11 protein-coding genes are annotated in these 15,474 nt (G+C 74.9%); 5 read left to right on the forward strand and 6 right to left on the reverse strand.

Features of this window, described 5'->3' with window-relative positions; translation table 11 throughout:
- Nucleotides 1-104: 104 nt before the first annotated feature.
- The 5 genes from OG329_RS38985 (at nt 105) to OG329_RS39005 (ending at nt 8,579) form a co-directional block, all read left to right on the forward strand.
- Nucleotides 105-905, forward strand: a complete 801-nt coding sequence (locus OG329_RS38985; RefSeq protein WP_405791586.1) for a ScbR family autoregulator-binding transcription factor — start codon at nt 105-107, stop codon at nt 903-905.
- A gap of 557 nt (nt 906-1,462) precedes the next feature.
- The gene (locus OG329_RS38990) at nt 1,463-2,284 is read left to right on the forward strand and encodes a BTAD domain-containing putative transcriptional regulator (protein ID WP_405791584.1); all 822 of its coding nucleotides are present in this window, start codon (nt 1,463-1,465) and stop codon (nt 2,282-2,284) included.
- 269 nt (nt 2,285-2,553) lie between these two features.
- Nucleotides 2,554-3,330, forward strand: coding sequence for a thioesterase II family protein (locus OG329_RS38995; protein ID WP_405791582.1), 777 nt, complete (start codon nt 2,554-2,556; stop codon nt 3,328-3,330).
- Nucleotides 3,331-3,565: 235 nt separating this feature from the next.
- Nucleotides 3,566-4,477 (forward strand): aromatase/cyclase, encoded by a 912-nt coding sequence (locus OG329_RS39000; RefSeq protein WP_405791580.1) that lies wholly within the window; start codon nt 3,566-3,568, stop codon nt 4,475-4,477.
- Between the two features lie 580 nt (nt 4,478-5,057).
- On the forward strand, nt 5,058-8,579 hold the full coding sequence (locus OG329_RS39005; RefSeq protein ID WP_405791578.1) for a hypothetical protein: 3,522 nt from the start codon (nt 5,058-5,060) through the stop codon (nt 8,577-8,579).
- Between the two features lie 139 nt (nt 8,580-8,718).
- Here OG329_RS39005 and OG329_RS39010 read toward each other — a convergent pair whose 3' ends face one another.
- The 6 genes from OG329_RS39010 to OG329_RS39035 form a co-directional block, all read right to left on the reverse strand.
- Nucleotides 8,719-9,696 (reverse strand): 3-oxoacyl-ACP synthase III family protein, encoded by a 978-nt coding sequence (locus tag OG329_RS39010; RefSeq protein ID WP_405791576.1) that lies wholly within the window; start codon nt 9,694-9,696, stop codon nt 8,719-8,721.
- Between the two features lie 116 nt (nt 9,697-9,812).
- Nucleotides 9,813-11,012: a hydroxymethylglutaryl-CoA synthase gene (locus OG329_RS39015; protein WP_405791574.1), complete on the reverse strand. Its 1,200-nt coding sequence runs from the start codon at nt 11,010-11,012 to the stop codon at nt 9,813-9,815.
- Between the two features lie 4 nt (nt 11,013-11,016).
- Nucleotides 11,017-12,078 (reverse strand): hydroxymethylglutaryl-CoA reductase, encoded by a 1,062-nt coding sequence (locus OG329_RS39020; protein ID WP_405791572.1) that lies wholly within the window; start codon nt 12,076-12,078, stop codon nt 11,017-11,019.
- Nucleotides 12,075-13,226, reverse strand: a complete 1,152-nt coding sequence (gene fni, locus OG329_RS39025; protein WP_405791570.1) for a type 2 isopentenyl-diphosphate Delta-isomerase — start codon at nt 13,224-13,226, stop codon at nt 12,075-12,077. Before fni ends, OG329_RS39020 begins: the two co-directional genes overlap by 4 nt.
- Complete coding sequence (locus OG329_RS39030; RefSeq protein WP_405791568.1) at nt 13,223-14,356, reverse strand: phosphomevalonate kinase; 1,134 nt, start codon at nt 14,354-14,356, stop codon at nt 13,223-13,225. Before OG329_RS39030 ends, fni begins: the two co-directional genes overlap by 4 nt.
- Nucleotides 14,353-15,474: a diphosphomevalonate/mevalonate 3,5-bisphosphate decarboxylase family protein gene (locus OG329_RS39035; RefSeq protein ID WP_405791566.1), complete on the reverse strand. Its 1,122-nt coding sequence runs from the start codon at nt 15,472-15,474 to the stop codon at nt 14,353-14,355. Before OG329_RS39035 ends, OG329_RS39030 begins: the two co-directional genes overlap by 4 nt.

Below are 15,474 nucleotides of genomic sequence, written 5' to 3' on the forward strand. Positions count from 1 at the left end.
GGCCGCGCACGGCACCGGCCCGCGCACCAGGTGTATGTCGCAAGGGGTATGAGGTTGCCGGTGGTCCGCCCGGCTTCGGTGTCCTGTTGTCCGGGAGGCAGCGCATGGTCAAACAGGAGCGGGCCGCCCGCACGCGGCGTTCGCTGATCCGGGCGGCGGCCGAGACGTTCGCCGAGGTGGGCTTCGTTCCCGCGTCGCTGACCGTCATCAGCAAACGGGCCGGTGTCAGCAACGGGGCGCTGCACTTCCACTTCGCCAACAAGGCGGTGCTCGCCGAGGCCGTCGAGGCGGAGGCCGCCGAGAGCGTGCGCCGGCTCACCGAGGCGGCCCGCGCCCGCCAGGGCGACTCGCTGCAGGCGGTGGTGGACGCCACGCACGAGCTGATGGCCGCCCTGGCCCAGGACGCCGTGGTCCGCGCGGGCTTCGAGCTCTGCGGTGACATCGCGCGCCGTACCCCCTCCCCGCTGCGCGGGCAGTGGCAGCGCTGGGTCGAGGACAGTCTGCGCCGGGCCGAGCGCGGCGGCGCGCTCGCGCGGGGGGTGTCCTGGGCGGACGCCGCCCGTGTCGTCGTCGCCGCGACCACGGGCTTCGAAGTGCTCGGCGGCAAGGACGCCTCCTGGCTCTCGCGGCCCAGCGTCACCCGTTCCTGGGAACTGCTGCTGCCGCTGCTCGTCGACCGGCGGGAGCTGGGCACGGTGGTGTGTGCCGGCTCGCGCCCGCACCCCGCCCCGCCCCCGCCCCCGCCCCCGCCTGTGACCCCGCCCGCTCCGGTGCCGGTACGGGCGCCCGCGCCGGCCCCCGTACCCGCGCCGGCCCCCGTACCCGCGCCGGCCCCCGTACCCGCGCCGGCGCCCGTACCGGCGCCGGCACCGGAGCGGGCGCGGCGGACCCCCCTCGGCCGTTAGACCCCCCCGCGCCCGCACCTCCCCGGCCCGGACGGCGGCCCGGACAGCAGGCCCCGGCGGGCGGGCACGTGGCCCGCCCTGACGACAGGCCCTGGCCGGTGCCTGCCTGGTCCGCCCCCGCCGCCCCCGCCGCCCCCGCCGCCGCCCCCGCCCGGCCCGGACGGCCGGCCCCGGCGGGGCGGTGCCGTGGCCGTGTGCGGTGCCTGCGGGGGGCTTGGCCCCGTGGTGAATACGGTTCGTGCGGTTTGTTTTCCGCCCTGGTGGGCGGGGGTCCGGTGTGTCCTGCCCGCGGGTGCCGGGGTCCTTGTCCGGGGGCGGGCGGGGGGCGTGAAGAAATCGGGGGAAATGAACGGGGGGGCGTATGCGGGGGAGTGTGTGGTGCGTCCGCGTGTTTATTTCTGCCGCTTTTCGAATTGTCCTTGCCTGTTTTGCCGTTCATGGAGGATTGCTCAAGTGCCGCTGAAGGAACCGGTGCCTCCGGTGCGGGTGGGGCTAGCGTGCTGGTTCGCCGACGACTTTCCGCCATCGGGAGTGCCCGACGACGAACGGAGGGAACCATGGAGATTCAGGTTTTGGGTCCGCTGTGTGCCGCCGTGAACGGGGACTCGATCGTCCCGACCGCCGGGAAGCCACGACAGGTTCTCGCTCTGCTCGCCCTGTATCCAAGTCGTGTCATGCCTGTGTCAACACTGATGGAGGAGGTCTGGGGGACGGAGCTGCCGCAGAGCGCGATGACGACGCTGCAGACCTACATCATGCAACTGCGCCGCATCCTGGGCACGGCGATGGGGCCCGACGCCCCGGGGGCGGCGAAGGACGTTCTGGCCACCCGGCACGGCGGCTATCTGCTGCAGATCCCGCCGGAGTCGGTGGACGTGCACACCTACGAGCGGCTGATCGCCGAGGGCCAGGAGGCGTTCGAGGAGGGCCGGGACGAGCGGGCCGCCCGGTGCTTCAGGCAGGCTCTGTCGCTGTGGCAGGGGCCCGCGCTGGTGGACGTACGGCTCGGCCCGGTCCTGGAGATCGAGGCCACCCGGCTGGAGGAGTCGCGGCTGGTGACCACGGAGCGGCGGATCGACGCGGACCTGCGGCTGGGCCGGCACGCGGAACTGATCGCCGAACTCACCGACCTGACCGCCCGTCACCCCCAGCACGAGGGACTGCACGCGCAGGCGATGGTGGCCCTGTACCGGTCGGGGCGGCAGGCCTCGGCCCTGGACGTGTACCGCAAACTGCGCGAGGGGCTGATCGAGGAGCTGGGTGTGGAACCCTCGCCGCAGCTCCAGCGCCTGCACCAGGCGATGCTCGCGGTCGACCCGGAACTCGCCGTGGTGGCCGGCCCGCGCCGCGGCTCCACCTTCGACCGCTACGCCGCCTGAGACCCCCGCCCTGCCCCTGCCCCTGCCCTGCCTCGCCCCGTGCCGCGCCGGCCCGCACCCGGCGCACCCGCACCCGCACCCGCACCCCCGCCCCCGCGGTCCCGGGCGCGGACGTGCGGCCGTACGGGCCGTGGTCGGGGGCTCGGCCGGGACTCGACCGGGATTCGAGGCTGCCGGGCGATGCTCGCACCCCGCCGGCGAGGTACCGCCCCCCTTTTGGTGCCGGCGGTGGAACGCCGAGGAGGACGCCCGTGCCGCACGGACAGCCAGTGCGACTGCACTGTTTCGCGCACTCCGCCGACGGCGTGCGCGTCTTCGACGGCTGGGCGGCGGGTGTGGGACCCGGTGTTCAGCCGGCCCCGGTCCTCCTGCCGGGCGGCGCGGCCCGGCGCGGCGAACCGCGGGTGACCACCCGTCAGGGACTGCTCGACGAGGTGCTGGGGCTGTTCACCGGCCCGCACCGCGATCCGCACACCGGCCCGCACACCGGCCCGCACACCGGCCCGTATGTCCTGTACGGGCACGGGCTGGGCGCGATGATCGCGTTCACCGTGACCCGTGCCCTGCACGAGGCGGGCCTGCCGGGCCCGGCGCTGCTGGCCGTCGGCTCCTGCCCGCCGCCCTCCCCGCCGCCCTCGCTGCCCGACGTGCGCCGGGCGAGCGACAGCGAACTGCTGCACGCCCTGGGCGGGGGCGGCGCCGTACCGCCCGGCAGCGACGAGGGGATCTGGCTGCGGGCCGTACTGCCGGTGCTGCGCGCCGATCTGGAGCTGGCCCAGGCCCTTGACGAGGCGGCCCGCGAGCCGTCCCCGGCCGGCCCGCTGACCACCCCGGTGCTCGTCGTCGCCGCCCGGGACGACCCCCCGCCGCGGCCGCCGCAGGCCGGCGGGCGGGGACGGTGGACCCGGGGGCCGGTCTTCGTGCGCACCGTCCCCGGCCGTGACCCCTTCGCGCGCGGCGCCCGCGAACTGCCCCGGCTCGTGGGCCGCGCCTGCCGTGTCGCGTCCCGCCTCGCGGCCCGGCCCGCGCCCGCGCCCGTCGCCTGATCCCGGTCACCGGCCCCCGTGCACCGGCCCGGCCCGCCCCCCCCGGTCACCGGCCCCCGGCCCGGCCCCCCCGGACTCCGGTCTGGCCTGCGGCCTGTGGCCTGCTGCCGGATCAGGCACTCCCGTCCTGCCGTGCGGACCGAGGTCCGCGTCCCGGCCGGCGCAAGGTGAAAGAAAGAAGAGAGGTGTTCAGATGTCAGGTGAGCGTGTGGACAGGGCGGCACACCATGTACGTGTGGCCGCGCCCGCCGGTGTGGTCTACGCGGTACTGGCCGACGCGGCGAACCTGCCGCTGTATCTGTCCCCGAGCATCCATGTGGAGCGCCTTCAGTCCGACGGCGAGCGCGAACGCCTGCGGATGTGGTCCCTGGTGGGCGGGGAGCTGAAGTCGTGGACCTCGTGGCGGCACCTGGACCCGGTCAGGCGCCGTATCGAGGTCCGCCAGGAACCGCCCGCCTCCCCGCTGGACTCGATGGGCGGCGTGTTCGGCATACGGGGCGAGGGACCGCACGACACCGAGCTGGAACTGCTGTACGGCTTCAGCGTCACCGACGACATGCCCGAGGACCTGGCATGGGTGGAACGGGCCGCCGACCTCACCGCCCGTGCCCAGCTCGCCGACCTCAAGAGCTGCGCCGAGCGCTGGACACGCCTGGACGAACTGATGCTGTCCTTCGAGGACTCGGTACGTGTCAACGGCCCGGCCGAGCTGGTCTACGACTTCCTCTACCGGGCCGGCGACTGGCCCGAACTGGTGCCGCACGTCACCTCGGTCGACCTGGCCGAGGACACACCCGGAGTGCAGCGCATGAGCCTGCGGACGCTGACCGGGCACGGCTCGCACACCACCGAATCGGTACGCATCTGCTTCCCGCACGCGGGCCGGATCATCTTCAAGCAGACCGCGCCCCCCGCGCTGCTGGCGGCACACACCGGTGAATGGCTGGTCGTCGGGGACGAGAGGGGGGTGAGCGTGAGCGCGAAGCAGAGCGTGGTGCTGCGCGAGGAGAACATCACCGCGGTGCTGGGCGAGGGCGCGGACCTCGCCGGCGCCCGCCGCCATGTACGCCGGGAACTCGGCCAGGACTGCCTTTCCCTGCTGGCCCTGGCCAAGCAGCACGCGGAGAGCGCCGTGCGCATGCTGTGACCCCCCCGCCCCGCCCCCGCCGTCCCCGCCGTTCTGCCGCCGTACGTTCGCACCCCGCCCCGTCCCCGCCGCCGCGGTGGTGTCCGCCGGCACGGCGGGGTGCGGGGTGCGGAACAGCGGAATGGACGGACGCAATTTGAAACGCGGCACAGATGAACTGAACCCGCGTGGAGCGGCGTACGTGAACCGAAGTGGGGCGGGTGGACCGGTGGTGCCCGCGAATGCCGCCGTTCCTGTTCCGCGCCCGGACACGGCGGTGAAAGGTCATTTCCCCTCCGCCGACCGGGAAATGGCCTTTCGGCGGGGACCCGGGCCCGGATCGGCTACGGCCCGCGGCCCGCGGCCCGGGGCCCGGGGCCCGGGGCTTGTGGGGCGGGAGCCGTGTGAAAACGTCGGCCTGCTCGGGTACCGCTCGTACCTCACTGCACACCCGCTCGGGAAAACGGACTTCGGGCGCGTACTGCCCTTAGCGTGCTCATCCCGACCGTTGTGGACGCAGGCAGGAGGCCGTCATGGGCCACAGGCAGCACGGCCCGCCCCGCGCCGTCCGCGCTGCCCGCGCCGCAGACCGCCCGGCACCATGACCGCCCCCCACCGTCCGGCCGGCGCGCCGGTCTTCGTGGTCGTGGATCCCGGGCCCCCTCCGCACGCGGCGCCGTGGGACCTCGAACTGCGCGGGCCGCTGGACGCCGCCGCGCTGGAACATCTGCTGGGCGAGCTCACCGGCGGGCAGGGGGCCCGGTCTTCCTGGGGGCACCGGCTGCTGCGGCACGGCCCCGATCACCACACCCTGCGCCTGTTGGCGCCCGGGGGGGCGCCCGCCGCCCTGGTCTCGGGCCGTATCGCCGACCGGCTCACCGAGCTGCCGCCGCCGGCCGCCCGGCGCGCGGCCCCCGCACAGGACGGTGCGCACCGTTACGAGGCGGTGCTGATCGAGCCGGCGGCGGGTGCGTGGGACACGGGTGTGCTGCGTGAGGCGCTGGGTGCCGTCGTGGCCGCCCATCCGCAGCTTCGTTCGCGTCCCGGCGCCGCGGACGGCCGGCGCACGGTGCGGGCCGGGTCCGGGCCGGCGGACGGTCAGGATCCGCTGGTGGAGCGGGAGTTCACCGACGAGGCCGGTTTCGCCGCGATCCTGGACCGTATCGGTGCCGGTCTCGACGCGCGCACCGGTGTCCACCTGCGGCTGCTGCTCGCCCGGGACCGCCGCCCCGGCGGGCCGCGGGCCGACCGGCTCGCTCTGCTCGTGCATGAACTGGCCGTGGACGCCGGGTCCTGGCGCATCCTGCTCGACGACCTGACCACCGCCCTGACCGGGGCGGGCGCCGGACGCCCCCAGCGGCCCCGGCGGATGCCGGACCCGCCGGCCGGCCGGGTCGGCGAACTGCGGGAACTGGCCCGCGACCCCGCGGAGGCCCAGCACTGGCACCAGGTCGCCGAGCGCAGGTCCCGCACCCCCGGCACCACCGCCCCGCCCGCCGGGGCGGGCGCGGTGCACCGGACCGGGCCCACGGACCCGGACCCGGACCGGGACCGGGAGGCTGCAGGGCTCACCGCAGACCCGGACCGGGAGGCCGGCCCGGACCCGGACCGGGAGGCCGGCCCGGATGCGGACCCGGATGCGGGTGCGGGTGTGGGTGTGGGTGTGGTGCGTCGTAGCGGGTTCACCCTGGACCGGGACCGGACCGAGCGGATCGTCCACAACCTGGCCCGGCGGCTCTCGCTGACCACCGGGCAGGTGCTGACAGGGGTGTTCGCCCTGGCCCTCGCCCGCTGGCAGCGGGGTGCGGAGGTCGGCTTCGACGTACGCAGCGATCCGCGGGGCGCCCGCCGCGGCCCGCGCCGCCACGCGGGCCGGCTCACCGACCCCTACCCCGTCCAGCTCACCGTGGACCGCCACCTGGGCCCGCTGGGCCAACTGACCGCTCTGGCGGGCCCCCTGGCGGCCTGCGCCGGCCGGGCCGGGGACGGCGCGGGCTTCGGGGCCTGCCGCGAGTGGAGCCCCGATCCCGCCCTGCGCCGTGCCCTGCGCGAGCTCGGGCCCGCCCGGGCCTGTCTGACCCTGGACGGGCCCGGCGCCCCGCCGCCCGGCCCGGCCCGGCCCGCCGCCCCGCTGTTCCCCGGCCACCGGGTGCGGGTACGGGCCCAGGTCGCCGCCGGCCGGCTGCACATCGGCCTCGACTGGACGGGCGAGGACAGCGGGGGCATCACCGACACCTCCGCCGCCGCCCTGCGGCACCTGCTGCGCGGGGTGCTGGAGGAACTGGCGGCGGTGCCCGCCGTCCCGCTCCCGCCCGCCTTCAGGGCCACCCCCCAGCAGGGCGCCCTCTACACCTCCGGTGCCGGGCTCCCCGGTACCGGGCACCATGTCGAGCAGCTTGTCTGGCTGTGGCACGGCCCGCTCGACGCCGCCCGCTTCACCGCGTCCTGGCAGTCGGTCTTCGACTGCGAGGCGGTGCTGCGCACCGCGTTCGCCCCGGGCCCCGAACCGCTGCTCGTGGTCCACGAGCGAACCGTTCCCGAGATCACCCACCGTGTCCTGCGCGACGACGACTGGTGCCCCTTCCTGGAACGCGACCGGCTGCGCGGCTTCGACCCGCACCGGCCCGCGGCGCTGCGCCTGACGCTGCTGCACCCCGAGCCGCCCGCCCGCACCGCCCGCCCCGGGACCGTCGGCGCTGCCGCTCCTGCCCGGATCGTGCTCACCTATCACCGGGCGCTGCTCGACACCTGGAGTACGCACCTGCTGCTGCGCGAGTTCTACCGCGCCTATCTGGCGGGCGGCACCCTGCCCGGCGGGGAGCGCCGCCCCGACCTGCGCGACTACACGGCCTGGGCCGCCGCCCAGGACCCGCGGCCGGCCCGGGAGTTCTGGACGGCGCCCGCCACCACGCCCCCCGCCCCGCCCGCCACCGCGCACCCCGCCCCGCCCGCCACCGGGCACCCGGCCGGGCACCCTGCCGCGGTGGCGGGGGCCGGGGGGCCGGGCGCGGTCACGGGCCTGGGCGGGGTGGGGCGTGCCCGGCTGCGTCTGGATCCCGCCGGCACCGCCCGCCTCGCGCGCTGGGCGGGCACCTGGGGCACCGCGGAGAGCAGTGTGCTCCAGGCGGTGTGGGCCATGCTGATCCACTGGGCCTCGGGTGCCACCGGGCCGGGGCCGGTGTGTTTCGCGGTGAGCGTGCCGGGCCGTGGTATCGCGTTCGAGGGCGCGGCCCGGATGCCGGGGCCGCTGCGCAACGCGCTGCCGATGTCCCTGGAGGTGGACCCGGCGGGCACCGTGCCGCGTCTGCTGCGTCAACTGCGCGACCGCGCCGTGGACATGGCCGCCTACGAATGGGTGCCGGCCGGGTCGGTCCTGGCCTGGGGCGGCGGCGCTCTGCACGCGCACACCGTCGTCGTCTTCGAGGACCCGCCGTATCCGCTTGAGGCGATGGAGGGCGAACTCGGCGCGCTGGGTGTGCGCGGTGAGTTCCCGGGCACCGTGCCGGCCCGTACCCGGTTTCCTCTCGGGCTGCTCGCCCACCACGACGGCGAGGGCGCCCTGGTCCTGACCGCGGTCCACGACCGGGCGCTGCTCGGTGAGGACACGGTGGCCGAACTGCTCGCGCGCGTCGCCCTGCTGCTGCGTGAGCTGCCGCTGTCGGCGGGCGCGGGCACCACCGTCGGGCAGGTGCTGGCACTGCTCGGGGACAGCGCCCCGCCGCCCCTGGCCCGTGCGCTGGGGGCCGGGAGGGACAGCGGGACGCTCACCCTGCGCGCGCCGCGCGACGAGCGGGCGGGCACGATCTGCCTGATCCCGCCGCCGGGCGCGCCCGCGTCCTGTTACGACCTGCTGGCCCGCACCTATCGGGGACCCGAGGAACTGCTGGTGCTCACCGCCCCCGACGGCCCGTGGCCCGCCCTCGCGGCCCGGGGCGGCGGCCGGCCGCTGCTGCTCGCCGGATTCTCCGGTGCCGGTGCGCCGGCCTGCGACATCGCCCGGCGTATCGCGGCCGGCGGTTGCTGTCCGCCGCGGGTGGTGCTCGCCGGTGCGGGCGCGGACGCGGGGGAGCGGGCCCGTGATCTGGCCGGGGCCCTGAGGGCCGCCACCGCACCGGGCACCTGACACACGGCCCCCCACCCCACCCCGCCCCCGCCCCGGCCCTCCACCCCGCACAGCACAGCACAGCACAGCACGGCACGGCACCGCATCGCACCGGGGCGGGCGCGATGCGGTGCCGCACCGGGGCGGTGCGGGGGCGGTGTCACCATTCGATCAGTGCGAATCCCACCGCCATTCCGCCGCCGAAACCGGCTACGAGGATCAGCTCGCCGGGGTGGAAGGCGCCGGCGCGGGCGGCGGCGTCCAGGGTGATGGGGACGGAGGCGGCCCCGGTGTTGGCGTAGTGCGTCAGTGTCCGGTGCAAGGTGGCCCGCGGCAGGGCCAGGTTGGCGAAGACGCTGTCGAGCAGGACGCCGTTGGCCTGGTGCGGGACGAAGTGGCGGATGTCGTCGGGGACGGTACCGGCCTCGTGGAGGAACTGCTTGGCCAGCGGCGGCAGTTGGTCCTCGACGAAGCGGCGTACCGCCCGCCCGTCCATGGTGAAGTAGTGCAGCCCGGCGTCGGCGGTGTGCCGGTCGGCGGGCAGCCGGCTGCCGCCGGCGGGCACCTCGATCAGGGACGACAGTTCGCCGAAGGAGTGCAGGGCGACGTGTCTGAGGCGTGGGCCTTGGGGCGCGGGTCCCAGGACCAGCGCGCCGGCGCCGTCGCCGAACAGGACGACCGTCCTGCGGTCGGCCGGGTCGAGGATGCGCGAGTACACGTCCGCGCCGATGACCAGGGCGTGGCCGCCGGTCCTGGCGAGGATGCCCTCGACCGCCGACAGCGCGAACACCATGCCGGAACAGACCGCGTTGACGTCGAACGCGGCCGCGCCGCTCGCGCCGAGCCGCTGCTGGACGTAGACGGCCGTGGGCGGCTGGGGCCGGTCGGGGGTGGAGGTGGCGACCACGATGACGGCCAACTGGTCGGCGCTGACACCGGCCGACTCGAGCGCGGCGCGCCCCGCGGCGGCGGCCAGGTCCGAGGTGGCCTGGTCGCCGGCGGCCCAGCGCCGTTCGCGGATCGCGGTCTTGCCGGTGATCCAGGCGTCGTCGACGCCGGCTGCCGCACCGGCCTCGTCGTTGGAGACGACCCGCTCCGGCACGTAGGCGCCCGTGCCGAGGATCCTGACCTCGCTCATGCGGCGGCCCTCCCTTCAGGTGGTGGGAAAAAGACTCTGTACGACAGGCCGGCCGCCGCCCGGCCCCGGCCCGCCCGGCCCGCCCGGCGGGTCCGGTCGGTGTGTGCGGTCATGGCTCAGCGGGTGTCGTAGAGGCGTTTGTGGCCGCGCAGCGCGGCCAGCCGGAAGGGTCCGGTGGTCTGCGCCGGGGTGGGGTGGTCGCCGCCGTCGGCGGGGAAGGACCGTTGGTGCAGTTCGCGGTATTCGGCGTAGGTGAGCGGTGTGCGCCGGTCGATCGCCGCGCGGTGTGCCGCGGTCCGCAGGTGCCGGCGGTATCCGGGGACGACGGTGCCGGCGAAGAACTCGGCGACGCTGCCGGAGCCGTAGCTGAGGAAGCCGACGCTCCGGCCGTCCAGGCCGCCGTCCTGGCCGCCGGTCTGGTCGCCGGCCTGGTCCAGGAGCGCGGCCAGGGCGAGGTACACCGAGGCGGTGTAGCTGTTGCCGATGACACTGTTGTAGGCGGTGGTGTGTTTGACGGCGCGCTCGACGGCGTCCTCGTCGGTGGCCTGTCCGCAGTAGTTGAGCAGGTGGCGGTGGGCTTTGTAGGCCATTTTCGTGAACGGCTGGTGGTAGCAGAACGCGGCGAACTCCTGCGGGGGGCGCCCGCCTTGTTCCGCGTAGTCCTTCCAGGTGCCTTCCACGGCCTGGAGGTAGGCGGCGATGGACTGCTGTCCGTCGACCAGGGCGGTCTCACGGTAGTTGGGCCGCCAGAAGTCCATGACGTCGGCGGTGAACAGGCCCGAGGGTTCCTCGATGCGTACCAGGGCGGGGTCGGCGCCGATCAGCATGGCGACGGCCGCGGCGCCCTGGGTCGCCTCGCCGGGGCTGTCGAGGTCGTACTTGGAGACGTCGCTGGCGATGACCAGGACCTGCTGGGAGGGGTCCCGGCGGACGAGGCCGATGGCCAGTTGCAGGGCGGCGGTGGCCGCGTAGCAGGCCTGTTTCAGTTCCACGACCCGGCAGGCGGACGGCAGTTGGAGCAGGGAGTGGACATACACACCGGCCGACTTCGCCTGGTCGACGGAGGATTCGGTGGCGAAGACGACGGTGCGGATGCGTTCGGCGCCGTGCCGGGCGACGATGGGCGCCGCGGCGGCGGCGGCCATGGTCACGATGTCCTCGTCGGCGGCGGGCACGCTCATCGACCGCTGGCCGATGCCGGTGTGGTATTTGCCGATGTCGGTGCCGTTGTACGCGGCCAGTGCCGTGTGCGGCAGGACGTACTCGCCTGTCGCGAACGACAGGTCGTGGATTCCGGTTGTCAGATCGCTGGACATGCCCCTATACACCGGCCTTCGCTGTCGTGTTCTCGCGTTCCAGTCGCACGTGCGCGTGCATGAGTTCGCCGGGGTTGGTCTGGGCGGCCAGGAGGGAGAGTTCTCCGCACAGCACGGTCGCCGCGGCGATGACGGCGAGCCGGCGCGCGTTGTCCCCGGGGGCGCGCTCGGCCCGGCAGCCGAGGCGGGCGAGGTTCGTCTCGACGAAGCCCAGGCCCTTGCCGTTGCCGACGGTGCCCACGATCAGGTTGGGCAGGGTGCAGGAGAAGTACAGGTCGCCGTCGCGGTCCTCGGCCATGGTGATGCCCTGTGATCCTTCGATGATGTTGGCCGCGTCCTGGCCCGTCGCCAGGTAGAACCCGAGCAGCATGTTCGCGAAGTGGGCGTTGGCCGAGCGGATACCGCCGGCGAGCAGGGTCCCGAGCAGGTTCTTGCGGATGTTCAGCTCGACCACCCTGGCCGCCGTGGTGCGCAGGACGCCGGTGACCACCTCGCGGGGCACCAGCAGTTCGGTGACGACGTTCTTCCCGCGGCCCAGGATCCCGTTGATCGCGGTGGCCTTCTTGTCGGTGCAGTAGTTTCCCGAGATCGATCCGTAGGAGATTCCGGGGATGACCCGCAGCAGGTGGGTGAGCAGCGCGTCGGAGGCGAGTGTGGCCATGTTGTGCCCCGAGGCGTCGCCGGTGGAGAACTCGAAGCGGATGAACAGCAGGTTGGCCGTGATCTCGTGCCGTACGCCGATCAGCCGGGCGTAGCGGCTGGAGGCGCGTACCACCTCACCGAGTTCCTCGGTGCGCGCCTGGATGCTCTGCGCGGCCCGGTGGGCGGTTGCCGCGTCCGTGGCCTCGACGAGCACCGAGCGGGTCATGCGCTCGTCGACGAGGGTGGCGGCGATGCCCTGTTCGGCCAGCATGGAGACCTTCGCCCCGCGCCCGACCGAGGGCCACAGGGGCGATTCGTAGGTGGCCAGCGGTACCTGGGTCTCGGTGGTCGCGACGTTTCCCGAGATACGCAGGGGTCCCACCCATCTCATCGGGACCCCGGCCACCGCGTGCGCGTCTGTCATGGTGTGCTTCCCGTCATCTCGTTGAGGACCCCGGCCCCGGCCGCACCCGCACCAGGGCCGGTGCCGTTTCCGTTGCCGTTGCCGTTTCCGGGGGTGGTGCCGGTGCGCTGGGCCAGGCGCCGCGGGTCGATGCCCCGGTCGGCGCAGAAGTCACGCAGTTCGCCGTGGACCAGCAGGTCGCAGCGGGTGAGGTCGGCGGGGGTGCGGGCGCCGAGCATGGTCTGCAGCGCGGCGAGCTGGTCCAGCCATGACGTGAGCTGGGTGATGAGTGCCGGGACACCGCCGTCGAGCAGGGTGCGCAGGAATCCCGCGGACGAGCCGACCGCGCGGGCGCCGAGCGCCAGCGCGCGCACCACGTCCAGCGGGTGGCGCACACCGCCGGAGGCCAGGAGGGGCAGGGTGAGGTCCTGGGCGTCCAGCAGGCAGGCGGCGGTGGACTGCCCCCAGCCGCGCAGGTACGCGTAGTCGGCCACTTCACGGCGGCCGTTCTCGATGCGGGCGAAGTCCGTGCCGCCGCGCCCGCTGACGTCCGCCGCCCGCACCCCCAGGTCCTGAAGTCTCAGCAGCGTCTGCCGGCTCAGCCCGTTGCCGACCTCCTTGACGATGACGGGGACCTCGACGGCCGCCGCGATCTTCTCGATCTGTCCGGGCCAGGAGGCGAACGACCGGTCGCCCTCGGGCATCGGCGTCTCCTGCGCGGTGTTGATGTGGATCTGCAGGGCGTTGGCCTCCAGCAGGTCCACCGCGCGCCGCGCGTTGCCGGCCGTGGTGGTGGCGTTGATGTTCGCCATGACGAACCCGTGCGGGTTCTCCTCGCGCAGGACACGGAACGTGCCGGCGCACGAGGGGTCCTTGAGGTAGGCGTTCATGGACCCCGAGGCGATGGGCACCCCTGCCTCGCGGGCGGCGGTGGCCAGGTCCCGGTTGATGGCACCGGTCTTGGCGCTGCCGCCGGTCATCGCGTTGATGTAGATCGGCGCCTGCCAGGTGATGCCGGCGAAGGTGGTGGCCAGGGACACCTCCGGCCGGTCGATGCCGGCCAGGGCGTGGTGGAGGAACGACACCTGGTCGAACTGGTTGTGCCCGCTGTGCCCGTGGTGCTGCTCGATGGCGAGCCGGACGTGGTCGTCCTTGCGTTGAGCGCTCATTGTTCGGTCCCTTCCAGGGCGGGACGCACGGGCAGGGGCAGCACCCCGGCCGTGGCCCACCGCTCCCGTACGTGTGTGATGTCGCGCGGCGCGCCGGCGTCCAGCAGGGCGATGCCGCAGTCGCCGCCGCCGGCCCCCGAGGGTTTGGCCGCGCCGCCGACGGCCTCGGCGGCGTCGCACATGGTTCTCAGCCCGGGGGTGAAGATGCCGAGGCCGACCTTGTCGTCCAGGCGGGCCAGTTCGCGCCGCGCCAGGCGGATCTGGTGCAGCAGGCCCTGCCGGTCCCCGGTGCGCAGCGCGGCGGCGGCGGCGCGCACACAGGCGGTGGTGGTCCGGACGAACCTGCCGTGGGAGGCGGTGCCCCGCCAGGTGCCCCGGTGCAGGGCGGAGACCAGGGAGGCGGTGGAGGCCGGTTCACCGGTCCAGCCCACCTGCAGCGACAGGCCCTCGGGCGGCGACAGTCTGCTCACCCGGTGACCGGGCCACGGCGCGCGCAGTGCCGTGCCCACCCCCAGCCGGTGGGCCAGGTCGAGCACATGGGCGCGGTCGGGTGCCTGGTAGGCGATCCAGCCGCCCCAGGTGCTGGCGGCGAGATCACCGCCGGACGCCTTGGCGTCGAGCCGGGCGGTGGCGAGCATGGCCAGGCGGAACCGGTCGTCGGGCGACAGGTCCATCGCGCACCAGGACCCCACGGCCGCGACGGTGGCCACGGTCACCGCGCCGCTGGAGCCCAGGCCGAACTTGCGTCCCTCCTGGTGCAGTTGGCTGCTGACCGAGACCTCCAGCGCGGGCGCCGGCAGGCCGCGTTCGGCCCCCAGACTGCCCACCACCTCGATCGCGGACAGCACATGGGCCAGGGCACCGCGTGCCCGTTGCCCGTCGCCGGGGCCGTGCAGGACCAGGCGCTGTCCGTGCCAGCGCCATCCCACCGGCCCCGGGGCGAGGTCGGAGGAGATCACCACGTCCGCCCCGCCCGCACCCCCGCCGGTGCGGGGGGAGGCGGTGACGGTGACATACCGGTCGACCGCCACCAGGATCGCCGGGTTCCCGGGCTCCACCACCGCGTACTCGCCGGCGACGAACAGCTTGCCCGGCGCGCGGCGTACCACCGTGTGCCGGGGGGTACTCATCGCTCCCCGCCCAGCAGGCGGGCGCCGGGCCCCGGCCCGGCGACGAGGACCGAGCCGCGCACGGCACCGGCGCGCAGGGCCTGCGCCACCCGCGGCGCGTCCGTGCGACGGCACAGGATTTTCACGTTCGGCCCGGCGTCCATCGTCGCGTACGCCCCGATCCCCTCGCGCCGAAGTCCCAGCACGGTGTCCAGGACGGTGACCGTGGCCGGTGACAGGTAGCGCACCGCGGGGCGGGCCGCCAGCATGGTCGCGTGCATCCCCAGCGCGTTGCGCTCCGCGATCTCCCCGACCGCGTCGAGGTCGCCGGCCCGCAGCGCGGTGCGCATGTCCGCCAGGTCCCGGGTGCTGGAGTCGGCCCACGGCAGGTACAGCGGCGAGGTGCTGACGGTGCGGCGCATCGCCTCCCGGCTGGACACGGTCTTGGGGCCGGCGTCGACCACGGCGACGACCAGCGCCGGGTCCATGCCCGCCGCCGCGGGCACCGGCTCGGCGTACGAGCCGAGATCCGCCGCCTCCTCCGCCTCCGCCTCCTCGGCCGTGCCGGTGCCGGTGCCGGTGACCGTGCCGGTGGCGGTGTCGTGGCCGGCGTGCCAGACGGCGAAGCCGCCGAACAGCGAGCGTGACGCCGACCCGGACCCGCGCCGCGCCAGACGCGACAGCGCGGTGGTGCCCGGATCCAGCCCGTACGCGGCCGCGGCGGCGACGGCCAGGGCGGCGAACCCGCTGGCGGACGACGCCAGGCCCGCCCCGGTGGGAACGGTGTTCGTGCTGTCCACGACGGCCCGCCGGCCGTCCCCGGCCCTCTCGCGCACCAGTTGGAGGAAGGCGGTGATACGCCGGTGCGTCTCGCCCGTCGCGCTCACGCCGTTGAGCGTCGCCTCGTCGCGCCCGGCCCCGGCCACCAGGCGGACCCGGGTGGTCGTGGGAAGGATGTCCAGCGTCATCGACAGGCTGGAGGTGACGGGAAGCACGAGACGCTCGTCGCGCTTGCCCCAGTACTTGACCAGCGCGATGTTGGGGTGCGCGACGGCGGTGGCATCGTCCGCGCCCGCCCGCCCGGCGGGCCGGGACGCGGGGGACAAGACGGGGGCGGGGGAGGGGTGTTCACGGCGCAC

The organism is Streptomyces sp. NBC_01506 (assembly GCF_045040295.1).
In the GTDB taxonomy this organism is placed as follows: Bacteria; Actinomycetota; Actinomycetes; order Streptomycetales; family Streptomycetaceae; genus Streptomyces.

Excerpts from the sequence above, each read along its gene's own strand:
- OG329_RS38990 (WP_405791584.1), top strand. The coding sequence starts at position 1,463 with ATGGAGATTCAGGTTTTGGGTCCGCTGTGTGCCGCCGTGAACGGGGAC.
- OG329_RS38985 (WP_405791586.1), top strand. The coding sequence starts at position 105 with ATGGTCAAACAGGAGCGGGCCGCCCGCACGCGGCGTTCGCTGATCCGG.
- OG329_RS39005 (WP_405791578.1), top strand. The coding sequence starts at position 5,058 with ATGACCGCCCCCCACCGTCCGGCCGGCGCGCCGGTCTTCGTGGTCGTG.
- OG329_RS39020 (WP_405791572.1), bottom strand. The coding sequence starts at position 12,078 with ATGACAGACGCGCACGCGGTGGCCGGGGTCCCGATGAGATGGGTGGGA.
- OG329_RS39010 (WP_405791576.1), bottom strand. The coding sequence starts at position 9,696 with ATGAGCGAGGTCAGGATCCTCGGCACGGGCGCCTACGTGCCGGAGCGG.
- fni (WP_405791570.1), bottom strand. The coding sequence starts at position 13,226 with ATGAGCGCTCAACGCAAGGACGACCACGTCCGGCTCGCCATCGAGCAG.
- OG329_RS39015 (WP_405791574.1), bottom strand. The coding sequence starts at position 11,012 with ATGTCCAGCGATCTGACAACCGGAATCCACGACCTGTCGTTCGCGACA.
- OG329_RS39030 (WP_405791568.1), bottom strand. The coding sequence starts at position 14,356 with ATGAGTACCCCCCGGCACACGGTGGTACGCCGCGCGCCGGGCAAGCTG.